Source organism: Shewanella basaltis (assembly GCF_023283885.1).
Classification (GTDB): domain Bacteria; phylum Pseudomonadota; class Gammaproteobacteria; order Enterobacterales; family Shewanellaceae; genus Shewanella; species Shewanella basaltis.
The window spans coordinates 93,545-111,503 of the sequence record NZ_JAKILA010000007.1; the positions used below are offsets into that span (position 1 = coordinate 93,545).

The window sequence follows — 17,959 nt, forward strand, 5'->3', positions numbered from 1 at the left end:
TTCTGCACCATACACAGGTGTTTTTAGTCATTTAAGGGAGAAATACTGCTTGTATTGGCGGTGATTGTGTTGCATTAGATAAATTTCAAGTATATTTAAGTTAGGCCGATATTGAGTTGGTAGTCTGATTTTGACGTAATAATCAATTTCATTACTGTTAAATGAATAACCATAATAAGTATTGCTATAGTTAAGCCTATGAATACCGATGCACATTGTCCAATATGCACGATATCACTTCAGGGATTGAACCCGGTGACACTCTTCGCAATAGCGCTTTTGATGTTGTCCTGTTGGCAACGTTAAGTCTAATTTTTGTACATTGAAGAACGCTTTGGGGGCGGAATATGAGTTGGTTTAGTAACTTGTCAATTTTTAAAAAAGTAGGGCTGATATTTGTTTTGTCAGTGATTATTTTTGCTGTCAACTTGGCGATCAGTACCGTGGCGATTAATAAAAACCGTGACACGTTATCATTCATGGAAACCAAAGTTGCGCAACGAGTCGAGCTTGCAAACCAAAACGTGATTTTTGTACAGCGTTTAGATGAGTTATACACGCAGGCCGTGTCGTTTGCGGATGAAGACTTACTTGAAAATGCCAACAAAATCTTTACATCGCTCAAGAGTAACCTGAGTAATTTATCCGCTACCGATCCTCAAGAGTCAGTAACTCTAGGGCAGCTTTCTCAACAGTTAAATGACTATAACAGTATGACCTTGTCTTTAGCTCAAGGTATGCTCGATGGCACTATCGATATGGCTAATGTCGGACAAATTAGCCAAAATAAAGCCAAAGTGTTTGAAGGGTTAACTAAGGGCATTACGGCTTATAAAGCCAATAAGGTCGATGAATTTAGTTTAACCATTAAAGAAGCCAGTGATCGTTCAGAACACAGTTTATACCTTACGTTGAGTATTGGGCTTGCTTTGTTGGTATTAATGGCAATTGCAACTATTTCAATAGCTAAGGCTATTAGCGGTTCTGCTGGTGATGTGGCACAGTCTTTAGGTGAGCTTGCTGACGGCAAAGGAAACTTGCGTCATCAATTAACGGTTGCTGGCACCGATGAACTTGGCCAAGTGTCGAGTAATTTTAACCGTTTTTTACGTTTGCTCGCGCAGTCGATTGAGCGTGTAGTGAATGTAACTAGCCCGCTTTTAAACAGTGCATCATCATTAAAAGAGCGCATGACGGTTGCAACCAAAGCAACTAAAAAACAAAGCCAGGATGCTAAAACTGTCCACATGTCGATGGAAGAAATGCGTCATTCGGTTAATGACATTTCTCACAGTGCCCAGCAAGCGGCAGAGGCCGCACAGGTGGCAGAACAAGAAGCAACAGACGGTTTAGCCGTTGTGCAGCGCACCGTGAGAATTTCTCAAGAGCTTAACGCAGGGATTGAACTGGCTTCTAAATCCATCAATGAATTAGCCAAAGATACCGAAAGTGTTGGCTCAATTTTAAACGTGATCACTTCTATTGCAGAGCAAACCAACTTGTTAGCGCTAAATGCTGCCATTGAGGCGGCTCGTGCAGGCGAACAGGGAAGGGGTTTTGCGGTTGTTGCCGACGAGGTGCGCGCGCTGGCATCTAAAACCGCCGATGCAACCAAAGAAATTCGCAATGTCTTAGACAAGCTTAAGGTTGCCGCGGAGTCATCTGTCAGCACTATGGGTGGGGCTATTGCTAAGTCATCTGAAAACGAACGTTTTGCAAAAGACACCGGCGAGGCCCTTAGCTCAATTCAGTCTAAAATTGTTAGCATCAATAGCATGAACACCCACATAGCCTCAGCAACAGAACAACAGTCGCTGGTTGCCGCGCAGGTGGCGAACAATGTTGTTGAAATGAATGCCTCATTTGAGCAAACCTTGGGTATTTTGGCCGAAGTACAAGACATTTCTCAAGGGCTAGACGGTTTTGCTAATGAACTGAGTAACGCCACTTCACAGTTTAAGTTGTAACATTGATTGCAAAAATGACAAACGCAGAGCGAAATCTCTGCGTTTTTTATTATTTGTGATAATAGCTCTCTTTATAAACAAGAGACACTCGCACAGTCCATTCCTTGTTGTTTTGCCCCAAAAGAATCACCATTGTTTGAGCCATTCGCTACAAACTGAACCGTCTGAGCGACTCTGATTGGTTATGCCATTGCGCATTAATAAGTGGCCACTGTGAATGCGTTCAGCGGTTTTTGTTTAAGCCCTTTTAAATTCTCGCTGAGACATCACTTACTAACGTGCAATGGTATTACATAATTGACTGAAATGGTAAAATTGCGCACTAACGCAGCAATTGCGCTTAATTGTTGTTATGTAAAGCGTCACTTTTTATTGAAATAGCGTATTATCAAGGCAATTTTTTAGCTGCAAATTGCCTCATGACGGTGTTTGTTTTAGTTTAACCAGATTGCAAAAGTGGTTGTCGGTTATTCAGCATTATGTTGCTTATTGTTCACTATAATGTGAGCTGTTTGGAAAAGGATTATCATGCCAAGCTTGATTAGAATCGTGTTAATTAATACGCACCTGCCAGGTGTGGTCGAATTATTATTAAATGGCCACACCAACATCTGTGGTACCAACGCGTCAGGTAAAACAACCTTACAACGCCTAGTGCCAGTATTTTATGGTGAATACCCAAGTCGCGTCGTGCCATCAACCCGTGACAGTTTTGAACGTTGGTACTTACCGCACGATTCGAGCTACATCATTTACGAATATCAAAAAGATGATGGCTTATTATATCAAGCGGTATTAGCGTCAGCAGGCGACGGTAAAGGGGTTAATTATCGCTTTATTGCACGTGGTTTTGAGCTTGAGGATTACATAAAATCCCGCAATGGCGACACCATTATTTGCCATTCGATGGCCGAGCTTGGCCGCGAAGTTAAACGCGAAGGCATCGCGCACACTAACTTGCTTAATACGCGTGAGTTTCGTGCCATAATCCAAAACGATCGCAGCTTATTGAACACTGGCAGTAACCGCAATGAGTTGCGTACTTATGCGCGTCAATTCTCACTATGTGACGGCGAACACAGCCTGCGCCACATTGAAAAACTCGCCAAAGCCGTGCATTCCAAAGAAGGCAAAATGGAAACGGTTAAATCCATGATCGCCGCCATTTTAGAAGAAGACGGAGTAAACCCGCCAACCTCACGCCTTAACCCTCAGCGAGTAGAAACCTGGATCCGCGAAAGCCAGCTAGTACAAGGTTTTGAGCAAATTCGTCCAGAATACGACAAACTTGAACAAGAGTTTAACCAACTACTGAGCGCCGAATTACGCCTGTCTAGTTTGTCGCGCGGCTACCGTAACGACGAAACCTTAGAGGCCGAACGCCAAGACCGCAATCAAACCTTAGGTAAAGAATTAAACCTAAAACTGCGCTTACTAGACGATGAGTGGAAAGATGTCCGTGACGAGCTCAACCAAGAATTGTCCGCAGCCAAAGGTGATGTGGGCAAATTTGAATATGAGTTAGATGCCATAGAAGACCAACACGCTGCCTTTTTAGATGCCGACATTGAACAGGCCAAAGCGGATTTAGACAATTTACCTAACTGGCGAAGTGACCTTGAAAACCTTAACGAACGCCATAAGCTGCAAACCGAAAAACACCAAGATATTGAAGCGGCATTTAACGCTCGTCGCAGTAAAATTGCTGAACAATTACACCGTGAACTTGAGGCATTACACACAGAGCAAGACACACTGCGTGAGGCGCGAGATAAACAACGTGAGTTAGCAAACGACGATTTAGCGCAGCTTGAGCAACAATGGCGTGAGCAAACTGACGCGGGTAAAGCCAAATTCAGCGAACAAGAATACCAACTTAAATTGCAGGCAGCAGAGCTTAAGCATCAAGTGGATGGCGTGACCTACACCGAAGATGAAAAAATGCGCTTGGCGATTTTTGATGAGCGCATCAGCCTTGCCGATGAAGAACAAGAAACCTGTAATGCCAAGGTTGAACGCTTAACTACCGAAGAGCGTAAGCAGCGCGCTAAGCGTGATCAGGCTAACGAAGCGCTGCGCATTGCCAGTATTCGTGTGAGCGAGCGCGAAAACGCCAAAGAAGAATTGCATCACATGTTATTCCCACAGTCGCACACACTGTTGGAGTTTTTACGTAAAGAGGCTCAAGGTTGGGAGCAATCATTTGGTAAAGTGATAGCCCCAGAGTTGTTGCACCGTAGCGACTTACACCCAAGTTTCACTCAAGACAGCAGCGACAGCTTATTTGGCGTGCATTTAGATCTTAAAGCCATCGACGTGCCAGAATATGCGACTTCTGAGCAAGACCTGCGTATTCGCTTCGCCAAAGCCGAAGAAGCACTGCAAAGCGCGCAAGACATTCATGCCGAAGCTGAAGATCAGCTCGTTGCAATGAATGCGGCATTAGATGCTGTTACCCGCGAACTCACTTTTGCCCGTACTGCATACAAAAATAGCCGTGAAGATTTACGCCGACTGTTTGATGAAAAGCGCAGCGAGCAACAAAAGATCAACCAAGCCGTCGCCGATCGCAAAGCCGAATCGAGTAAGCGTCTTGTGCAACTCGATAACGAATTAAAGCAGTTGCATAACCAGCATCTTGAGTGGCTAGCTGAACAAAAAGACCAGGCGCTTGAGGCGCGGATGGACAAAAATGCTTACTGGCAAGAAGTGGTTGGCGCAATTGACAATCAACTTGGGCAAGTTAAAGCCAATATTGAGCAGCGCCGTACTAACGCTAAAACAGAACAAAAAGCCTGCGAAACCTGGTATAAAAATGAGCTTAAATCCCGCGGAGTCGATGAAGGCACCATTTTAGCGCTTAAAAAGCAAATTCGTGAGCTTGAGGCGCAAATAAGCAAGGCAGAGCAGCGTCGTAGCGAGGTGCTACGTTATGACGATTGGTACCAACATACTTGGTTAGTGCGCAAGCCTAAACTGCAAGCACAGTTGGCTGATGTTAAACGCGCCGCCTTAGAGCTTGAACAACAATTAACAGCCAAAACCGCCGAGATTAAACAGCGCCGTGCCCAATTAGAAACAGAGCGTAAAGCCTGCGATGCAGCCCAGGTTGAAGCGTCTGAAAACCTGACTAAACTGCGTGCGGTAATGCGTAAGTTGGCCGAGCTTAAATTGCCGCCCAATAACGACGAAGCCATCGGCAGCATTGGCGAGCGTCTGCGCCAAGGCGAAGACTTATTGCTAAAGCGTGACTATTTAATGGGGTCGGTGAAGCAATATGTTGAGCATTTCGACTCTGTGATTGCCAGTAAATCCGGTTCAAGTTTGGCCGAATTTTGGGAGCGCGCGCGTGACGAGTCTAGCTTTGTTAATGACAAAGGCATTCGCTTACTCGACTACCGTAAATTAGTGCCGCAGCTTGAGCAGTTACTCAATGTGATGGTGCCGCAATCGTTAATGGCTATTCGCGAGCAAGGGCGTATTTTTGGTATCGACTTAACCGCGTTTTACGACGTATTAACCGATATCGACCGCCGCATTGCCAGCCAAAGTGCGCGTATTACCCGTGAAGTCGGTGAAGAGTTGTTTCTGGACGGCGTATCAGAGTCGGCCGTGCGCATTCGCTCGCGCATCAGTGAACTCGAGTTCTGGCCAGAGCTTGAAGTGTTTGTTAAAGCCTTTAAAGCCTGGAAAGCCGATGGCTTTAGCCAGTTACCAGACGAGCACTACACTAACTCAATGCGCCGCGCATTAGACATTATTGGCCGCGCCGCATTAACCGGTGGTATCGCCAAACTATTAGAAATTGAATTGCGCCTAAAAGAGGGCAATAGCGATTTGATTATTCGTACCGACCGCCAGCTAAACGAATCGTCTAGCCACGGTATGGCGTACCTGATTTTATGTAAGTTCTTGCTGGCATTTACCCGCTTATTGCGCGGTAAAGCCCATGTGACCATCCATTGGCCTATTGATGAGCTCGGCACCTTACATCACACCAACGTGAAGAAGATTTTTGACGCCTGTGAAAACAATAACATTAGCGTGTTAGGGGCATTTCCAAATCCAGAATCTGAAGTGCTTAACTTATTTGCTAACCGCTACATTATTAACAAACAAACCAAAAAATTGCAGGTGGTTAAACCTAAAACTAACCCACTTGCAGAGCGATTGTCGCAACGAAATGCTGAAACGACTCATCCCACAACGGCTAAGGAGCACAGTTAATGTCTGATTCAAATGAAACAACCTTAGTGGGAACCAGTGCGTTAATTGAACAGCTACTGCGGGGCGAGTTTATTTGCCGAGTGACCAACGAAGACGGCTGGCGCGCACTAAAAAACAACAGCACCCGTGAGCGGATAGAAACGTACTTAAATCAAATTAACCGCACCTTGGCCAGCGCAGGTGAAGGTGAAGTGTTTTTTTGTGGTTATCTACAGCTTGGCGATGCCGAGCGCAAAGTGATTTCATCGCAGTTTAAAGACATTTGCTCGGCGTTAATTCCGCTGGTGGAATGGTTAGTGTTAGTGCAAGAGGCTAGCGGTCAGGATGCGCCATTAAGTGAAGGAGCACCGATACGCTTAACCGACTTACAAGCACGCATAGAAGACACCCCGGCCTTTAGGGAGCAGTTAACCAAACTTAGCCAGTATCGCCTATTTGGCTCCAGCAGCAGTAATGTCGACGGCCAAATTAAGTTGGTGTTTAAACGCCTCGTTGAACTGGGTTATTTAACTAAACCCAACAGCGAGAAACAAATTTATATTGCCACCGGCAAGCTTGATTATTTGTATGAAGTCATTCGCTTTATTGACGAAACTGAAGGCCTAAGTCTTGAGGCACAAGCTGAAACGGCGACCCAAAGGGAGTTAATATGAGCAGCAACTTACACCAAGCTGGGGTAAAGCTGCTCAAACAACTCGGGCGGCATGCCGATGTGATCATGGATGCCTATTTAGCGGGGTCGATTAACGACACCGCCCATGATGCAGGCGTAATTGAAAAACTTAAAAAAAGCGGCATTTTATGGCGACCAGAGCCAGATCAGGAGCTGCGTTTAAAGCGTTCTGTTAGGGCGTTACTTGAAGAGGCCTTAAGCGATGAACGTAACCGCCAAATTGACTCTAATGTTGGCTCATCTTTAGCCACCATAAAAACCCTGGCCGATCACTATAAAGAGGCGCGTCACAATGTTGATTACAGCGCTGCAGAAGCTTATTTGGCCGACTTAAACGAGCACGTTTACAGCTTTACCGACAGCTTACGTTATTCGATTAGGGTGTTGTGGGGGCGCATTAATAACGAGTTTGGTTATGTCGGGACCATCAGTGCCAAAATTCGCGAAAACGAATTGGCCCAAAGCCAAGTGTCTGACTTACTCAACGGCCTGGACATGTTCCAGTTTAGTGAGCTTGGTGAGATTGCCGGCGACATTCGTGAATTGCGCCGCTTATTAATGACCAGCCTGCAAGAAACCCTAAGCCAGTGCACTCAAGAGCTGAGTATTGTACAGAGTCGGTTATATGAGTTATTAGGCCGCTTTAGGCAAATTCAAGGCCGCACTCGGTTACTTAAAGGCTGGTTACTGCACACCGACATGCACCCAGATTATCAAGTCGATAACCATGTGGGCCATAAAAAAATACCAAACTTATTTAATTGCGCTGAAGCGTTGCTCGCCCCTGCCAGTGTCGATGTGAGTAATCCGCATCACGAGCTGGAGCTCATGAGTTTAGTGGCACAAGTGAAAGCCATTAGCCGTGATACGCTGCCATCAATTGCACGTGAGCAAAATGTCACTTTTGAGATGAGCGACAGCGAAGATTTTGATATCCCAGAAAATCCACTCAAAATTGCCGTGGATGAGTATTTCTGTGAGGTGATTGATTCAGGTTTGCGCCAATCAGCATTGAGCTATTTAACCGACAAGCAATTACAGTGGGATGCAGAAAGTTGGCTCTACCAAGTGATTGGTGGCTACGAAGGCTTGGCTGATGAGCATAAAAATTACTTTGAGTTAGAACCAATTGGCAAACCCGATCCTGTCTATAACGGTAATTTTATCATTCATGATGTTGAGTTATGGCTAGCCTAACTCAGAGCCAATTACAGTTATTGGCCCGCGCGGCAAAGCAACAATTGCCGCGCGTGGCTTTTAATGCCAATTGGAAAAAACTGTATCAGATATGGCAAATCGGTGAGCCCGATGGCGCTGAAAAATACCTGTATTTAACTGCTAAAGATTACGCATTATTGCGAGAAATGGCGCAGATTGACTCAGGTCTAGACATTCTCTCGCTCGATTTTGATGTACCTCGCCAGCAAATGGCGCAGCAAAGTGCGAATGAGAAATACGCAAATATTCGCCCAGATGCCGACCATGTATTAATTAAACTTGCGCCTAATATTACTCAGTCTCTACTCTCTCAATCTGCTGTAGCCGGTGTTTTGCACTTCTTAAGTGGCTCGCTGCGCTTAAAAGTCGATGCCGCCGTTGCCCTTTGTCAGCAACTTAACATTAAGCAGCTCATCGTGGTCGAAAACCTCGACAGCTTTGACAATCTATTTGCTTATTCATTTACCCCCGCGTTACAGCCAATCATCGACAACAGCATGGTGTTGTATCGTGGCAGCCATGATTATTCACCGGCAGGGCGCAAACGTTTTTTACATCTGATTGCCGCACGTGAAGTAGATGTCATCGCTTTTACCGACCTTGATCCCGCAGGGTTGATGATTGCGAATACGCTTGAGCATTGCCGTAGCATGATAGTGCCGCAATGGGTGCTTGAGGCGCCAGATGAGTTGCTCGCTATCGGGCAAATTAACTCGGCCAGTGACTTTAATAAACAACATAAGCAATTAACTTATCTTAACAATATGCTGTTGCAAGCCTCTTGCAACACGGCTCCCCAGGCATCCCAATGGCTTAAGTTAATTCAGTGGATTGCTCGCCACCATGTCAGTATTAAGCAGCAACATATGCTGGCAAATGCATTACGCCTCGATCGCATCGGTATCGACCGTTAAGGGCTATTTTTTGCTGCGACTCCGTTGTGACCTCTTTTAAAATAGTTTTTGTGACGGGTTATACCAAGATTACAATATTTTTAATTACCATAATGCATTGTTATTTATATATTTTTTGTAACTTTTGTTATGAGTGGTGTTTTTGTGTGCGCTTTTGTTTATCAAGGTGATTGAAATATTGCGCACAATGTCTCAGTATTTCAGCGCTCGAAAAGAATAAGCACCAGGATTGGTATAACAATAATCAGCAACATTAAGTTGCCATTTCGAATGGGAAAGAACAGATGACAAAATCACTTTCAGCACGGATCTTTATTGGTCTATTTTTAGGTGTGCTACTTGGCAGTATTGTGCAATTTGCACTCGCCGATAACGCCTTTTTTGGTGGTACACTTGTGACGTTAGCAGGTGGTATCGGTACCATGTTTGTTAATATGATCATGATGTTAGTTGTACCGTTAGTGTTTGTCAGTATTGTGTGTGGCGTGTGCGAGTTACAAGATTTAAAAAGCTTTGGCCGCTTAGGTGGTAAAACCTTTGGTTTTTACATTATTAATACCGTTGTTGCGATCTTAGCTGCATTTACCGTCGCCATGATATTTGAACCAGGCAAAGGCGTTGATATGTCGAGCAATGGCTCAGTGGATATTACCGCGACAGAATTGCCAGATTTAATGTCACTTATTGTGAGCATTGTGCCTAATAATCCATTTTCAGCGTTTACTTCTGGCAACATGTTGCAAGTGATTTTTATGGCGCTACTGATGGGCGGCGTGATTAAATCGATGGGCGCGTCGGTTGAGGGTGCTGTAAAGGGCTTTCAAACGGCCAATAAAATCATGATGCGCTTAATTGGATTGGTAATGAGCCTTGCGCCATACGGTGTATTTGCCTTGATGTTTAAACTAGGCGCCACATTAGAGCCTGAAATTTTTGTCAGTGTGGTTGAATACCTGGTATTGATTTTAGCGCTATTATTGATTTGGATTTTCATCGTTTACCCTATCGCTGTTAGCGCATTTACCCCTGTTTCGGCTAAAACGTTTCGCGATAAAATCCAAGAGCAAATCTTGTTTTCACTTTCAACGGCAAGTTCTAATGCCACCATCCCTGTCACCATGCGCACCTTGACCGACAAACTGGGCGTAAGCCAAGCTGTTGCCGGTTTTGGCGTGCCATTAGGCGCTACGATGAACATGGGTGGGGTATCGATTTATATCACCATCGCCATATTCTTTGTTGCTAATGCGTTTGGTATGCCGATAAGCAATGATCAAATTCCTTCTCTATTATTTAGCGTGTTTTTGCTTTCAGTGGGTGCAGGTGGTGTACCAGGTGGTGGCATGGTCATGATTGGGGTATTGATTTATCAAATGGGCTTGCCGGTAGAAGCGTTTGTGATTGTGGCCGCACTTGACCGAATTATTGATATGGTACTGACTTCTTGTAACGTAGTGGGTGACACTGCGGTACTGACTATTGTTGACCAGACCGAGAAAAAGCATCAAGTGACTGAAGAGAGCTTAGTGACAGCGAAAGAATAAGTGATTTTTGCATGATATAAAAAGCCGCTCAATGATCTATTGAGCGGCGTTACAACCCATTTAGTCAATCGATGGTTCTTCGCTGTAATCGATACCGTGATAGCTTAAGCAGATATCAACTTCATTCGCGCTGCCTAGAATGACTGCAACACGCTGGTGGATTTCAGTGGGTTGAATATCCAAAATGGTTTGGTAACCAGTTGAGGCTTTACCGCCAGCTTGCTCCACAAGCAATGCCATGGGATTGGCTTCATACATTAGGCGTAATTTAAAGGGTTTAGCCGGGTTTTTATTGTCTGTTGGGTAGGTAAAAATACCGCCACGGCATAATACGCGGTGCACATCACCCACCATAGCGGCAATCCAACGCATGTTAAAAGACTGCTCACGCGGACCTATTTTACCTAGTAATAAGTCGGCAATGTAAGTTTGCATTGGCGCTTCCCAAAAGCGCTGGTTAGACATGTTAATCGCAAACTCAGCAGTATCTGGCGTGATTTGCACATTGTCGTTAGTCAATAAAAAGGTTTGGCTGTCTGGGTCTAGGGTATAAAACTGCGTACCTTGACCAGTGGTTAAGGCCATCATGGTTGATGGGCCATAAAGCACGTAACCCGCTGCAACTTGGTTACGTCCAGCCTGTAAAAAGCTTTGTTCGTTAAACTCGCCTGCAGGGGCCGGTAATACCGAAAAAATTGTGCCAACGAGTGAGTTAATGTCGATGTTAGATGAGCCATCTAAGGGATCAAAACTCACTAGGTATTGACCTTGTGCGTTGGCTTCTACAACGTAATCCTCTTCTTCTGAGGCGATGCCGCGCACTGTACTGTCAGCCTTTAAGGTATCTTTAAGCATGTCGTTTGTGATGACATCCAGTTTTTTCTGGGTTTCACCTTGAACGTTTTCTTGCTCTGTTGCGCCTAATACCCCCGCTAACGCGCCGTGACGAACAGCACCGCTAATGGCGATTGAGGTTTCTGCTAAGGTAACGAGTAATTGCGTTAATGACGCATTGACTGCTTGAGCGCTAAGGGTTTGGGCCAAAGTCTGCATGATTTTTCCTATGAGATTTTGCGAGGTTAAGGTCGATGTTGTTCATTTTTATCAGTTATCTGTAAATCATACCCCACAATGATGTTAATTTCAGCGATTGTTATCCAAGGTTTTGGTTTTGCCGTAAATTCAGGCAAAATGTTGACTGATTGTTTGCCCCAAGGATTCATTATAATGACAACAACATGGAAGCAGCATGCTTTAGCAGCAATGACTGTCGCGCCATTATTTTTTATTAGCCAGATTTCTCAAGCCGCACAAGGCAATACCATGACTTCATTAACGACCGCGCCGTTAACGGCAATAAAAGGTAATAGCACGCCACTGACGATAGAACGTATTCATGCATCTCCTGCATTGGCGGGGGCGAGCCCGCGCGGCTTAGCCTTGTCACCTGACGGTAAGCGAGTGACCTATTTATCAAGCCGTGCCGATAATCAACATTTTTATGATTTATGGCAAATGAACATTGCCACGGGTGAGCGCAGCATCTTGATAAATGCAGAGCTGCTAGCCAGCGGTGAGCTGTCTGATGAAGAAAAAGCCCGCCGCGAACGCCAACGTATCTATGGCGAAGGGATCATGGAATACTTTTGGTCTGAAAACAGCCAAAGTATTTTAATTCCTGCAGCAGGGCAATTGTATTTATATGATGTTGCCAGCAATAAGGTGACTGAGCTTAATACAGGAGAGGGCTTTGCCACCGATGCGCGTTTGTCGCCTAAAGGCCACTATGTGTCGTTTGTGCGCGATCAAAACCTGTATGTGCTAGCTCTCGATACCCAAAAAGTCAGCGCATTAACCACAGATGGTAAAGGCCCTATCAAAAATGCCATGGCAGAGTTTGTTGCCCAGGAAGAAATGGATCGTATGACAGGTTATTGGTGGGCGCCCGATGAGTCGGCAATTGCCTTTACCCGTATTGATGAATCGGGTGTGGAGTTAGTGACTCGCAATGAAATTTACGCCGATGGCATTAAACTCACCGAGCAACGTTACCCCTATGCAGGCAAAGCGAACGTTGAAATTGCCCTTGGTGTGGTGAGCTTGCAAGATAAAAGCATTAATTGGATTGATTTAGGCAAACAAAAAGACATGTATTTACCGCGTGTTGATTGGCTACCCGACAGCAAGTATGTGTCTTTTCAATGGCAAAGTCGTGATCAACAAGCATTAGACTTGCGGATTGCCGCGGTGAGTCAACCAGAACAAGCTAACACAGTGATTGAAGAGCGCAGTAAGGCGTGGGTAAACCTCAACAATGACCTGCATTTTTTAAAACAGCAATCAGCATTCATTTGGGGCTCAGAGCGCGACGGTTTTAATCATCTGTACTTGTTTGACCTACAAGGTAAGCTGCTTAAACAATTAACCCAAGGTGATTGGGCTGTTGATGTGCTTGAATTTGTCGATGAGGCCAGTGGTTGGGTGTATTTTAGTGGCCGTAAAGACAGTGTGATAGAGCGTCATTTATATCGAGTTAATATGAACATAGGCGTTGAGTCAATTGAGCGTATTAGCCAAACCGCTGGCATGCATGATGCTGTTTTTGCCGATAAAAGCCCGGTGTATTTAGACTACTTTAATAGCCTACAACAACCGCCACAGATCAGTTTACACAATGACTCGGGTAAATTATTAGCCTGGGTTGAGCAAAACGAAATCAATGAGACGCATCCACTCTATGATGTGGCTGGTTTATGGCAAATGCCTGAATTTGGCCAATTAAAAGCAGAAGATGGCCAGCCATTAATGTACCGTTTATTTAAACCTGTGCCGTTTGATGCCAATAAAAAGTATCCAGTGGTGGTGCGCGTTTATGGCGGTCCACACGCCCAGTTAGTGGTTAACAGCTGGAGCGAAGCAGACTATTTTACTCAGTATTTACTGCAACAAGGCTATGCGGTATTTCAGCTAGATAATCGTGGCTCGGCTCACCGTGGAACTGAATTTGAATATGTGATTTATCAAAACATGGGTGATGCTGAAGTTAATGACCAAAAAGTGGGTGTGGATTATTTACGCAGCCTGCCTTTTATTGATGCTGAAAACGTGGCGATTTATGGTCACAGCTACGGCGGCTACATGGCATTGATGAGTCAGTTTAAGGCGCCAGATTATTTTAAAGCGGCTATTTCAGGTGCACCGGTAACCGACTGGCGTTTATACGATACCCATTATACCGAGCGTTACATGGGCAACCCAGACACCAATAAACAAGGCTATGATGCCAGCAGCATTTTACCTTATGTAAAAAATTACCAGTCAGGTTTGCTGATGTACCATGGTATGGCAGATGATAACGTGTTGTTTGAAAACAGCACACGCGTTTATAAAGCATTGCAAGATGAGGGGAAATTATTCCAGATGATGGATTACCCAGGGTCTAAGCATTCTATGCGCGGCGAGAAAGTACGTAATCATTTATATAAATCGTTAGCGGCATTTTTAGACCAGCAATTGAAATAATCATAAACTAATCGCTAAAAGCGGACATAAAAAAACCAGGTTAATCACCTGGTTTTTTATTGGGTAACAGCCAAGATTAGTCTTCTAGATCACCACAAAAACGATAGCCTTCACCGTGGATAGTGGCGATGATTTCTGGCGTATCAGCTAAGCTTTCAAAATGCTTACGGATACGACGAATTGTGACGTCAACGGTGCGATCATGCGGCTTTAACTCACGGCCAGTCATTTTTAATAATAAATCAGCACGGGTTAAAATCTTACCTGGGTTTTCAACAAAGTGAAGCATCGCACGGAACTCACTGCGTGGTAGCTTATAAGACTCACCTTGTGGGTTAACTAAAGAACGGCTGTTAATTTCTAAACTCCAGCCATTGAAACGGTAATATTCAACTGAGCCTTTTTCTTCGCTTTCAGCGACAGCACTGTTAACACGCGTTAGTAGGTTACGCGCACGGATTGTTAATTCACGTGGGTTGAACGGCTTAGTGATGTAGTCATCAGCGCCAATTTCAAGGCCAAGAATTTTATCAACTTCGTTGTCGCGTCCTGTTAAGAAAATAAGGCCGATGTTATTGATTTCACGTAATTCGCGAGCAAGTAACAAGCCATTTTTACCGGGTAAGTTAATGTCCATCACCACGAGGTTAATCTTGTTATCTTGCATCGCTTTGTGCATTTCTGCGCCGTCGTTAGCTTCTGTAACGACATAGCCTTCGGCTTCAAAAATACTGCGTAATGTATTACGGGTTACTGCTTCGTCTTCAACAATCAGAATGTGCGGGTTTTGCATGATATTTACCTAATTTAATAAAATTTGACTCTAGCGATAGGCTAGTTAAGTTGTAATCGCGTATTCAATTAACGCTAATACTCCAGTATTTTTTGTGGTGTTTATCTATGTCTGCCCTGAATAAAACACTCTTATGAACTCGTATAATGTAACGCTAATAGATGGTTACTGAGTTGTCTTGCGTATATTTAACGCTCATTACGCAGTGCAATGTATCGCTGCATAATAAGAAAAAGTTTTGCCAACTGGCTTACTACTATGAATACGTTTTATTGAGATAGTTCCATTTGTTGCAAACTTATTTATACGTATTCGGATTTACCCCTTAGTTTTATCAAATGTAGAACATAAAACGTTCAGGTGTAAACTAAGTACACAAAATTGTGATTAATTACCAATAAAAGCGTTTTAAACACTAACGCTTAATACATTGAGTGAGCAATGTTATCGGTTTCACTACAGTGCTTTAATAGTAGGTGATGTTATTGTACTCGTTTTAGGCATTTGTTAACAAATTAAATGTTAAAAAATTAATATAACAGTCAGGCATATGAAAGATTGATGTACTTAACAGTATAATGTTAAAAGAAAAATAAATATTATACTTGCGACTGATATCACAAACCTTTAAGAATCCATAAGGCTCTGCTAAACTGATTTTGGCTTAATTGACGAATTAAAACTATGGAAAATGTTATAGATACATTGTGGCATGAGTATCAAAGTACTCAATTTTTATTCACTCAGCGTCTTTCATGTGATTTCCCGTTTGCTATTATTACCGCCCACAACCCCAGTGGCTTATTGCTCTCTCCTAGCCAAAATCGATTACTTGACCGCCAACTTCAATCTAAAATCCAGCAATATAATAGTCCATACCGTGCACTGGTTGGTGCGGCCCCCGATTTGTCGCACATGGAAAAAAGCTGGGCAGTATTTATTGATAAAGAACAGGCGCTTGAGCTCGGGCGTGAGTTTAACCAACATGCGATCTACTACGTAAAACAGGGGATGCTATCACTGGTTGCCTGTAACGATGCGATAATGCCAGAGGTGGATATGGGGGTCTTTAATCATCGTTTACATCTAGTGAATGAGTTACCCGATATTTCTTCTCCAAAATAAACATTACATTGCCTGGGTTGTCTTACTAATCATTGATCAAAATTGTGCGACAATTATTGTTTATTGTCTCATTTTTTGTTGTGATTTTAATTGTAATGGCATGTTTGCCACTATTTTTCATGATATCGAACATTGCCTAAGCTTAAATTGAGCCCAGTGTGCAACCTTGGTATTGAAGACAATTATCCTTATTAAGATGAATAAATTTAAAATAGTGTATTTTTACAACGATTGTTGATTGACTTGTTAGTAGGTTTGTTGCTATTTTTCAGGTCCCTCCTTCGGGAGGCACAGAAGAGGAGCGCTAACTAGGTAGTAAGTTTGAGGATGCCAGTCCAATGACAGCTTACGAGGGAGATTAGCGCCGAGGTATCACATTGTGCGGCACACATTGATATCGGTCGATTAGGCTGAATCCTAACGATTGTCACCTGTTTTTTTGGTGGAGAGCTTCTGGTGATGATTGCTGTTTCCCTTCTTTAAGGGTGCGTTATCTTAGCACCAGGCTCTTCGAACGTAGTGTGTTCGGAGCGTATATCATGTTAGTAAATCACGTTTTATTTTATTGTCTTTCGCAAAGCGCGGAGGCACTTGTATGAGCCTAGTTTCTCAAAATACCCATTCTGACTTAGTCGTTGCCAAATTTGGCGGTACTTCAGTTGCTGATTATGCATCTATGAGCCGTTGTGCTGACATTGTGTTAGCCAATCCTGCAACGCGTTTAGTTGTGGTTAGCGCTTCAAGTGGTGTGACTAATCTATTGGTGGAATTGACCCAGGCTAATGTCAATGATGAGCGCCGTTTGACACTGTTAAAGCAAATCGCGCAAATACAATACGCTATTTTAGATGAGCTGGGTCGTCCGCAAGATGTGGCAGCAAGCATTGATAAAATTCTTAGCCGTATGTCAGTGTTAAGTGAGTCGTTAGAACTTGATCGTAGCAAGGCCATCATGGATGAATTGCTCTCTACCGGTGAGCAATGTTCCTCGATTTTATTTTCTGCGGTTATCCGCGAAAAAGGCACTGCGTCAGATCATTTTGATGTGCGCCAGGTTTTGCGTACCGACAGTCATTTTGGCCGAGCTGAACCACACGTTGAAGCCATTGCTTCATTGTCGGGTGATTTTTTAAAGCCACTGTTAACTAAGTATATTATTGTGACTCAAGGTTTTATAGGTGCAGACCAAGATGGCCGTACGACAACACTTGGGCGTGGTGGTAGTGACTATTCAGCAGCCTTGCTTGCAGAAGCATTGAATGCCAGCGCAGTAGAAATTTGGACTGACGTTGCTGGTATCTATACTACCGATCCAAGATTGGCCCCTAACGCACGCCCAATTGCTGAAATCAGTTTTAACGAAGCCGCTGAAATGGCAACCTTTGGCGCTAAAGTGTTACACCCTGCAACTATTTTACCTGCGGTAAGGCAAAAAATTCAGGTGTTTGTGGGCTCAAGTAAAGCCCCTGAAATGGGCGGAACTTGGATCCGTCATCAAGTTGAAGACACCCCTGTTTATCGTGCTGTTGCCCTGCGTCGTGATCAAACATTATTAAATTTACACAGTTTGCAAATGCTCCATGCCCAAGGCTTTTTAGCCGAAACCTTTGCAACCCTGGCACGTCATAAAATATCAGTTGATTTAATCACGACATCAGAAGTGAACGTGTCGCTGACTTTAGATAAAACCGGTTCAGATTCAAGTGGACAGGGCTTATTGAGCGAGTCATTACTGCAAGAGTTATCGCAACATTGTCGCGTACGAGTTGAAGATAACTTAGCCCTTATTGCGATTATTGGTAATCGCATTGCATCTACAGCCGGTATTTGTAGCCGGGTATTTAAAGTGCTTGAAAACCATAACGTACGCATGATTTGCCAGGGTGCCAGCCCACACAATTTATGCGTGTTGGTGTCAGAGTCAGAAGCGGCGCAAGTGGTGAATGCTTTGCATCAAAATCTGTTTGAGTCGTAAT

The 17,959-nt window shown here is 44.0% G+C and carries 11 protein-coding genes and 1 riboswitch; of the genes, 9 read left to right on the forward strand and 2 right to left on the reverse strand.

What is annotated here, in order from left to right; translation table 11 throughout:
• Positions 1 to 347 precede the first annotated feature (347 nt).
• The 6 genes from L2703_RS07440 to L2703_RS07465 all read left to right on the forward strand — a co-directional run bounded on the left by L2703_RS07440 (position 348) and on the right by L2703_RS07465 (position 10,543).
• A complete protein-coding gene (locus L2703_RS07440) occupies positions 348 to 1,967 on the forward strand; it encodes a methyl-accepting chemotaxis protein (RefSeq protein ID WP_248970483.1) in 1,620 nt (539 codons plus the stop codon).
• A 528-nt stretch (positions 1,968 to 2,495) separates the two neighbouring features.
• Positions 2,496 to 6,194 carry an ATP-binding protein gene (locus L2703_RS07445; RefSeq protein WP_248970484.1) on the forward strand — a complete coding sequence of 1,233 codons (3,699 nt, stop codon included), beginning with the start codon at positions 2,496 to 2,498 and terminating at the stop codon, positions 6,192 to 6,194.
• Positions 6,194 to 6,847 (forward strand): condensin complex protein MksE, encoded by a 654-nt coding sequence (locus tag L2703_RS07450; RefSeq protein WP_160054951.1) that lies wholly within the window; start codon positions 6,194 to 6,196, stop codon positions 6,845 to 6,847. Before L2703_RS07445 ends, L2703_RS07450 begins: the two co-directional genes overlap by 1 nt.
• Complete coding sequence (locus L2703_RS07455; RefSeq protein ID WP_248970485.1) at positions 6,844 to 8,064, forward strand: phosphoenolpyruvate carboxylase; 1,221 nt, start codon at positions 6,844 to 6,846, stop codon at positions 8,062 to 8,064. The genes L2703_RS07450 and L2703_RS07455 overlap by 4 nt, the downstream gene beginning before the upstream one ends.
• Positions 8,052 to 8,999 (forward strand): DUF7281 domain-containing protein, encoded by a 948-nt coding sequence (locus L2703_RS07460; protein WP_248970486.1) that lies wholly within the window; start codon positions 8,052 to 8,054, stop codon positions 8,997 to 8,999. Before L2703_RS07455 ends, L2703_RS07460 begins: the two co-directional genes overlap by 13 nt.
• Before the next feature lie 284 nt (positions 9,000 to 9,283).
• Positions 9,284 to 10,543, forward strand: coding sequence for a dicarboxylate/amino acid:cation symporter (locus tag L2703_RS07465; RefSeq protein ID WP_248970487.1), 1,260 nt, complete (start codon positions 9,284 to 9,286; stop codon positions 10,541 to 10,543).
• A gap of 60 nt (positions 10,544 to 10,603) precedes the next feature.
• On the opposite strand, the gene L2703_RS07470 is transcribed toward L2703_RS07465, so the two are convergent.
• Entirely contained in the window at positions 10,604 to 11,596 is a 993-nt protein-coding gene (locus tag L2703_RS07470; protein WP_248970488.1) for a class 1 fructose-bisphosphatase, read from the reverse strand.
• Between the two features lie 174 nt (positions 11,597 to 11,770).
• Here L2703_RS07470 and L2703_RS07475 point away from each other — a divergent pair, with 174 nt between their 5' ends.
• On the forward strand, positions 11,771 to 14,065 hold the full coding sequence (locus tag L2703_RS07475) for a S9 family peptidase (protein ID WP_428848651.1): 2,295 nt from the start codon (positions 11,771 to 11,773) through the stop codon (positions 14,063 to 14,065).
• A 76-nt stretch (positions 14,066 to 14,141) separates the two neighbouring features.
• Here L2703_RS07475 and arcA read toward each other — a convergent pair whose 3' ends face one another.
• On the reverse strand, positions 14,142 to 14,858 hold the full coding sequence (gene arcA, locus L2703_RS07480) for a two-component system response regulator ArcA (protein ID WP_238106170.1): 717 nt from the start codon (positions 14,856 to 14,858) through the stop codon (positions 14,142 to 14,144).
• Between the two features lie 684 nt (positions 14,859 to 15,542).
• Between arcA and L2703_RS07485 the strand changes: the two genes are divergently transcribed.
• Positions 15,543 to 15,983: a DUF3293 domain-containing protein gene (locus L2703_RS07485; RefSeq protein WP_248970489.1), complete on the forward strand. Its 441-nt coding sequence runs from the start codon at positions 15,543 to 15,545 to the stop codon at positions 15,981 to 15,983.
• Positions 15,984 to 16,269: 286 nt separating this feature from the next.
• Positions 16,270 to 16,444: riboswitch (Lysine riboswitch) on the forward strand.
• A gap of 134 nt (positions 16,445 to 16,578) precedes the next feature.
• Complete coding sequence (gene lysC / locus L2703_RS07490) at positions 16,579 to 17,958, forward strand: lysine-sensitive aspartokinase 3 (RefSeq protein ID WP_248970490.1); 1,380 nt, start codon at positions 16,579 to 16,581, stop codon at positions 17,956 to 17,958.
• Position 17,959: the final 1 nt, after the last annotated feature.

Coding starts and splice junctions, on each gene's coding strand:
- L2703_RS07465 (WP_248970487.1), top strand. CDS start 9,284: ATGACAAAATCACTTTCAGCACGGATCTTTATTGGTCTATTTTTAGGT.
- L2703_RS07440 (WP_248970483.1), top strand. CDS start 348: ATGAGTTGGTTTAGTAACTTGTCAATTTTTAAAAAAGTAGGGCTGATA.
- arcA (WP_238106170.1), bottom strand. CDS start 14,858: ATGCAAAACCCGCACATTCTGATTGTTGAAGACGAAGCAGTAACCCGT.
- L2703_RS07475 (WP_428848651.1), top strand. CDS start 11,771: ATGACAACAACATGGAAGCAGCATGCTTTAGCAGCAATGACTGTCGCG.
- L2703_RS07470 (WP_248970488.1), bottom strand. CDS start 11,596: ATGCAGACTTTGGCCCAAACCCTTAGCGCTCAAGCAGTCAATGCGTCA.
- lysC (WP_248970490.1), top strand. CDS start 16,579: ATGAGCCTAGTTTCTCAAAATACCCATTCTGACTTAGTCGTTGCCAAA.
- L2703_RS07450 (WP_160054951.1), top strand. CDS start 6,194: ATGTCTGATTCAAATGAAACAACCTTAGTGGGAACCAGTGCGTTAATT.
- L2703_RS07445 (WP_248970484.1), top strand. CDS start 2,496: ATGCCAAGCTTGATTAGAATCGTGTTAATTAATACGCACCTGCCAGGT.
- L2703_RS07485 (WP_248970489.1), top strand. CDS start 15,543: ATGGAAAATGTTATAGATACATTGTGGCATGAGTATCAAAGTACTCAA.
- L2703_RS07455 (WP_248970485.1), top strand. CDS start 6,844: ATGAGCAGCAACTTACACCAAGCTGGGGTAAAGCTGCTCAAACAACTC.
- L2703_RS07460 (WP_248970486.1), top strand. CDS start 8,052: ATGGCTAGCCTAACTCAGAGCCAATTACAGTTATTGGCCCGCGCGGCA.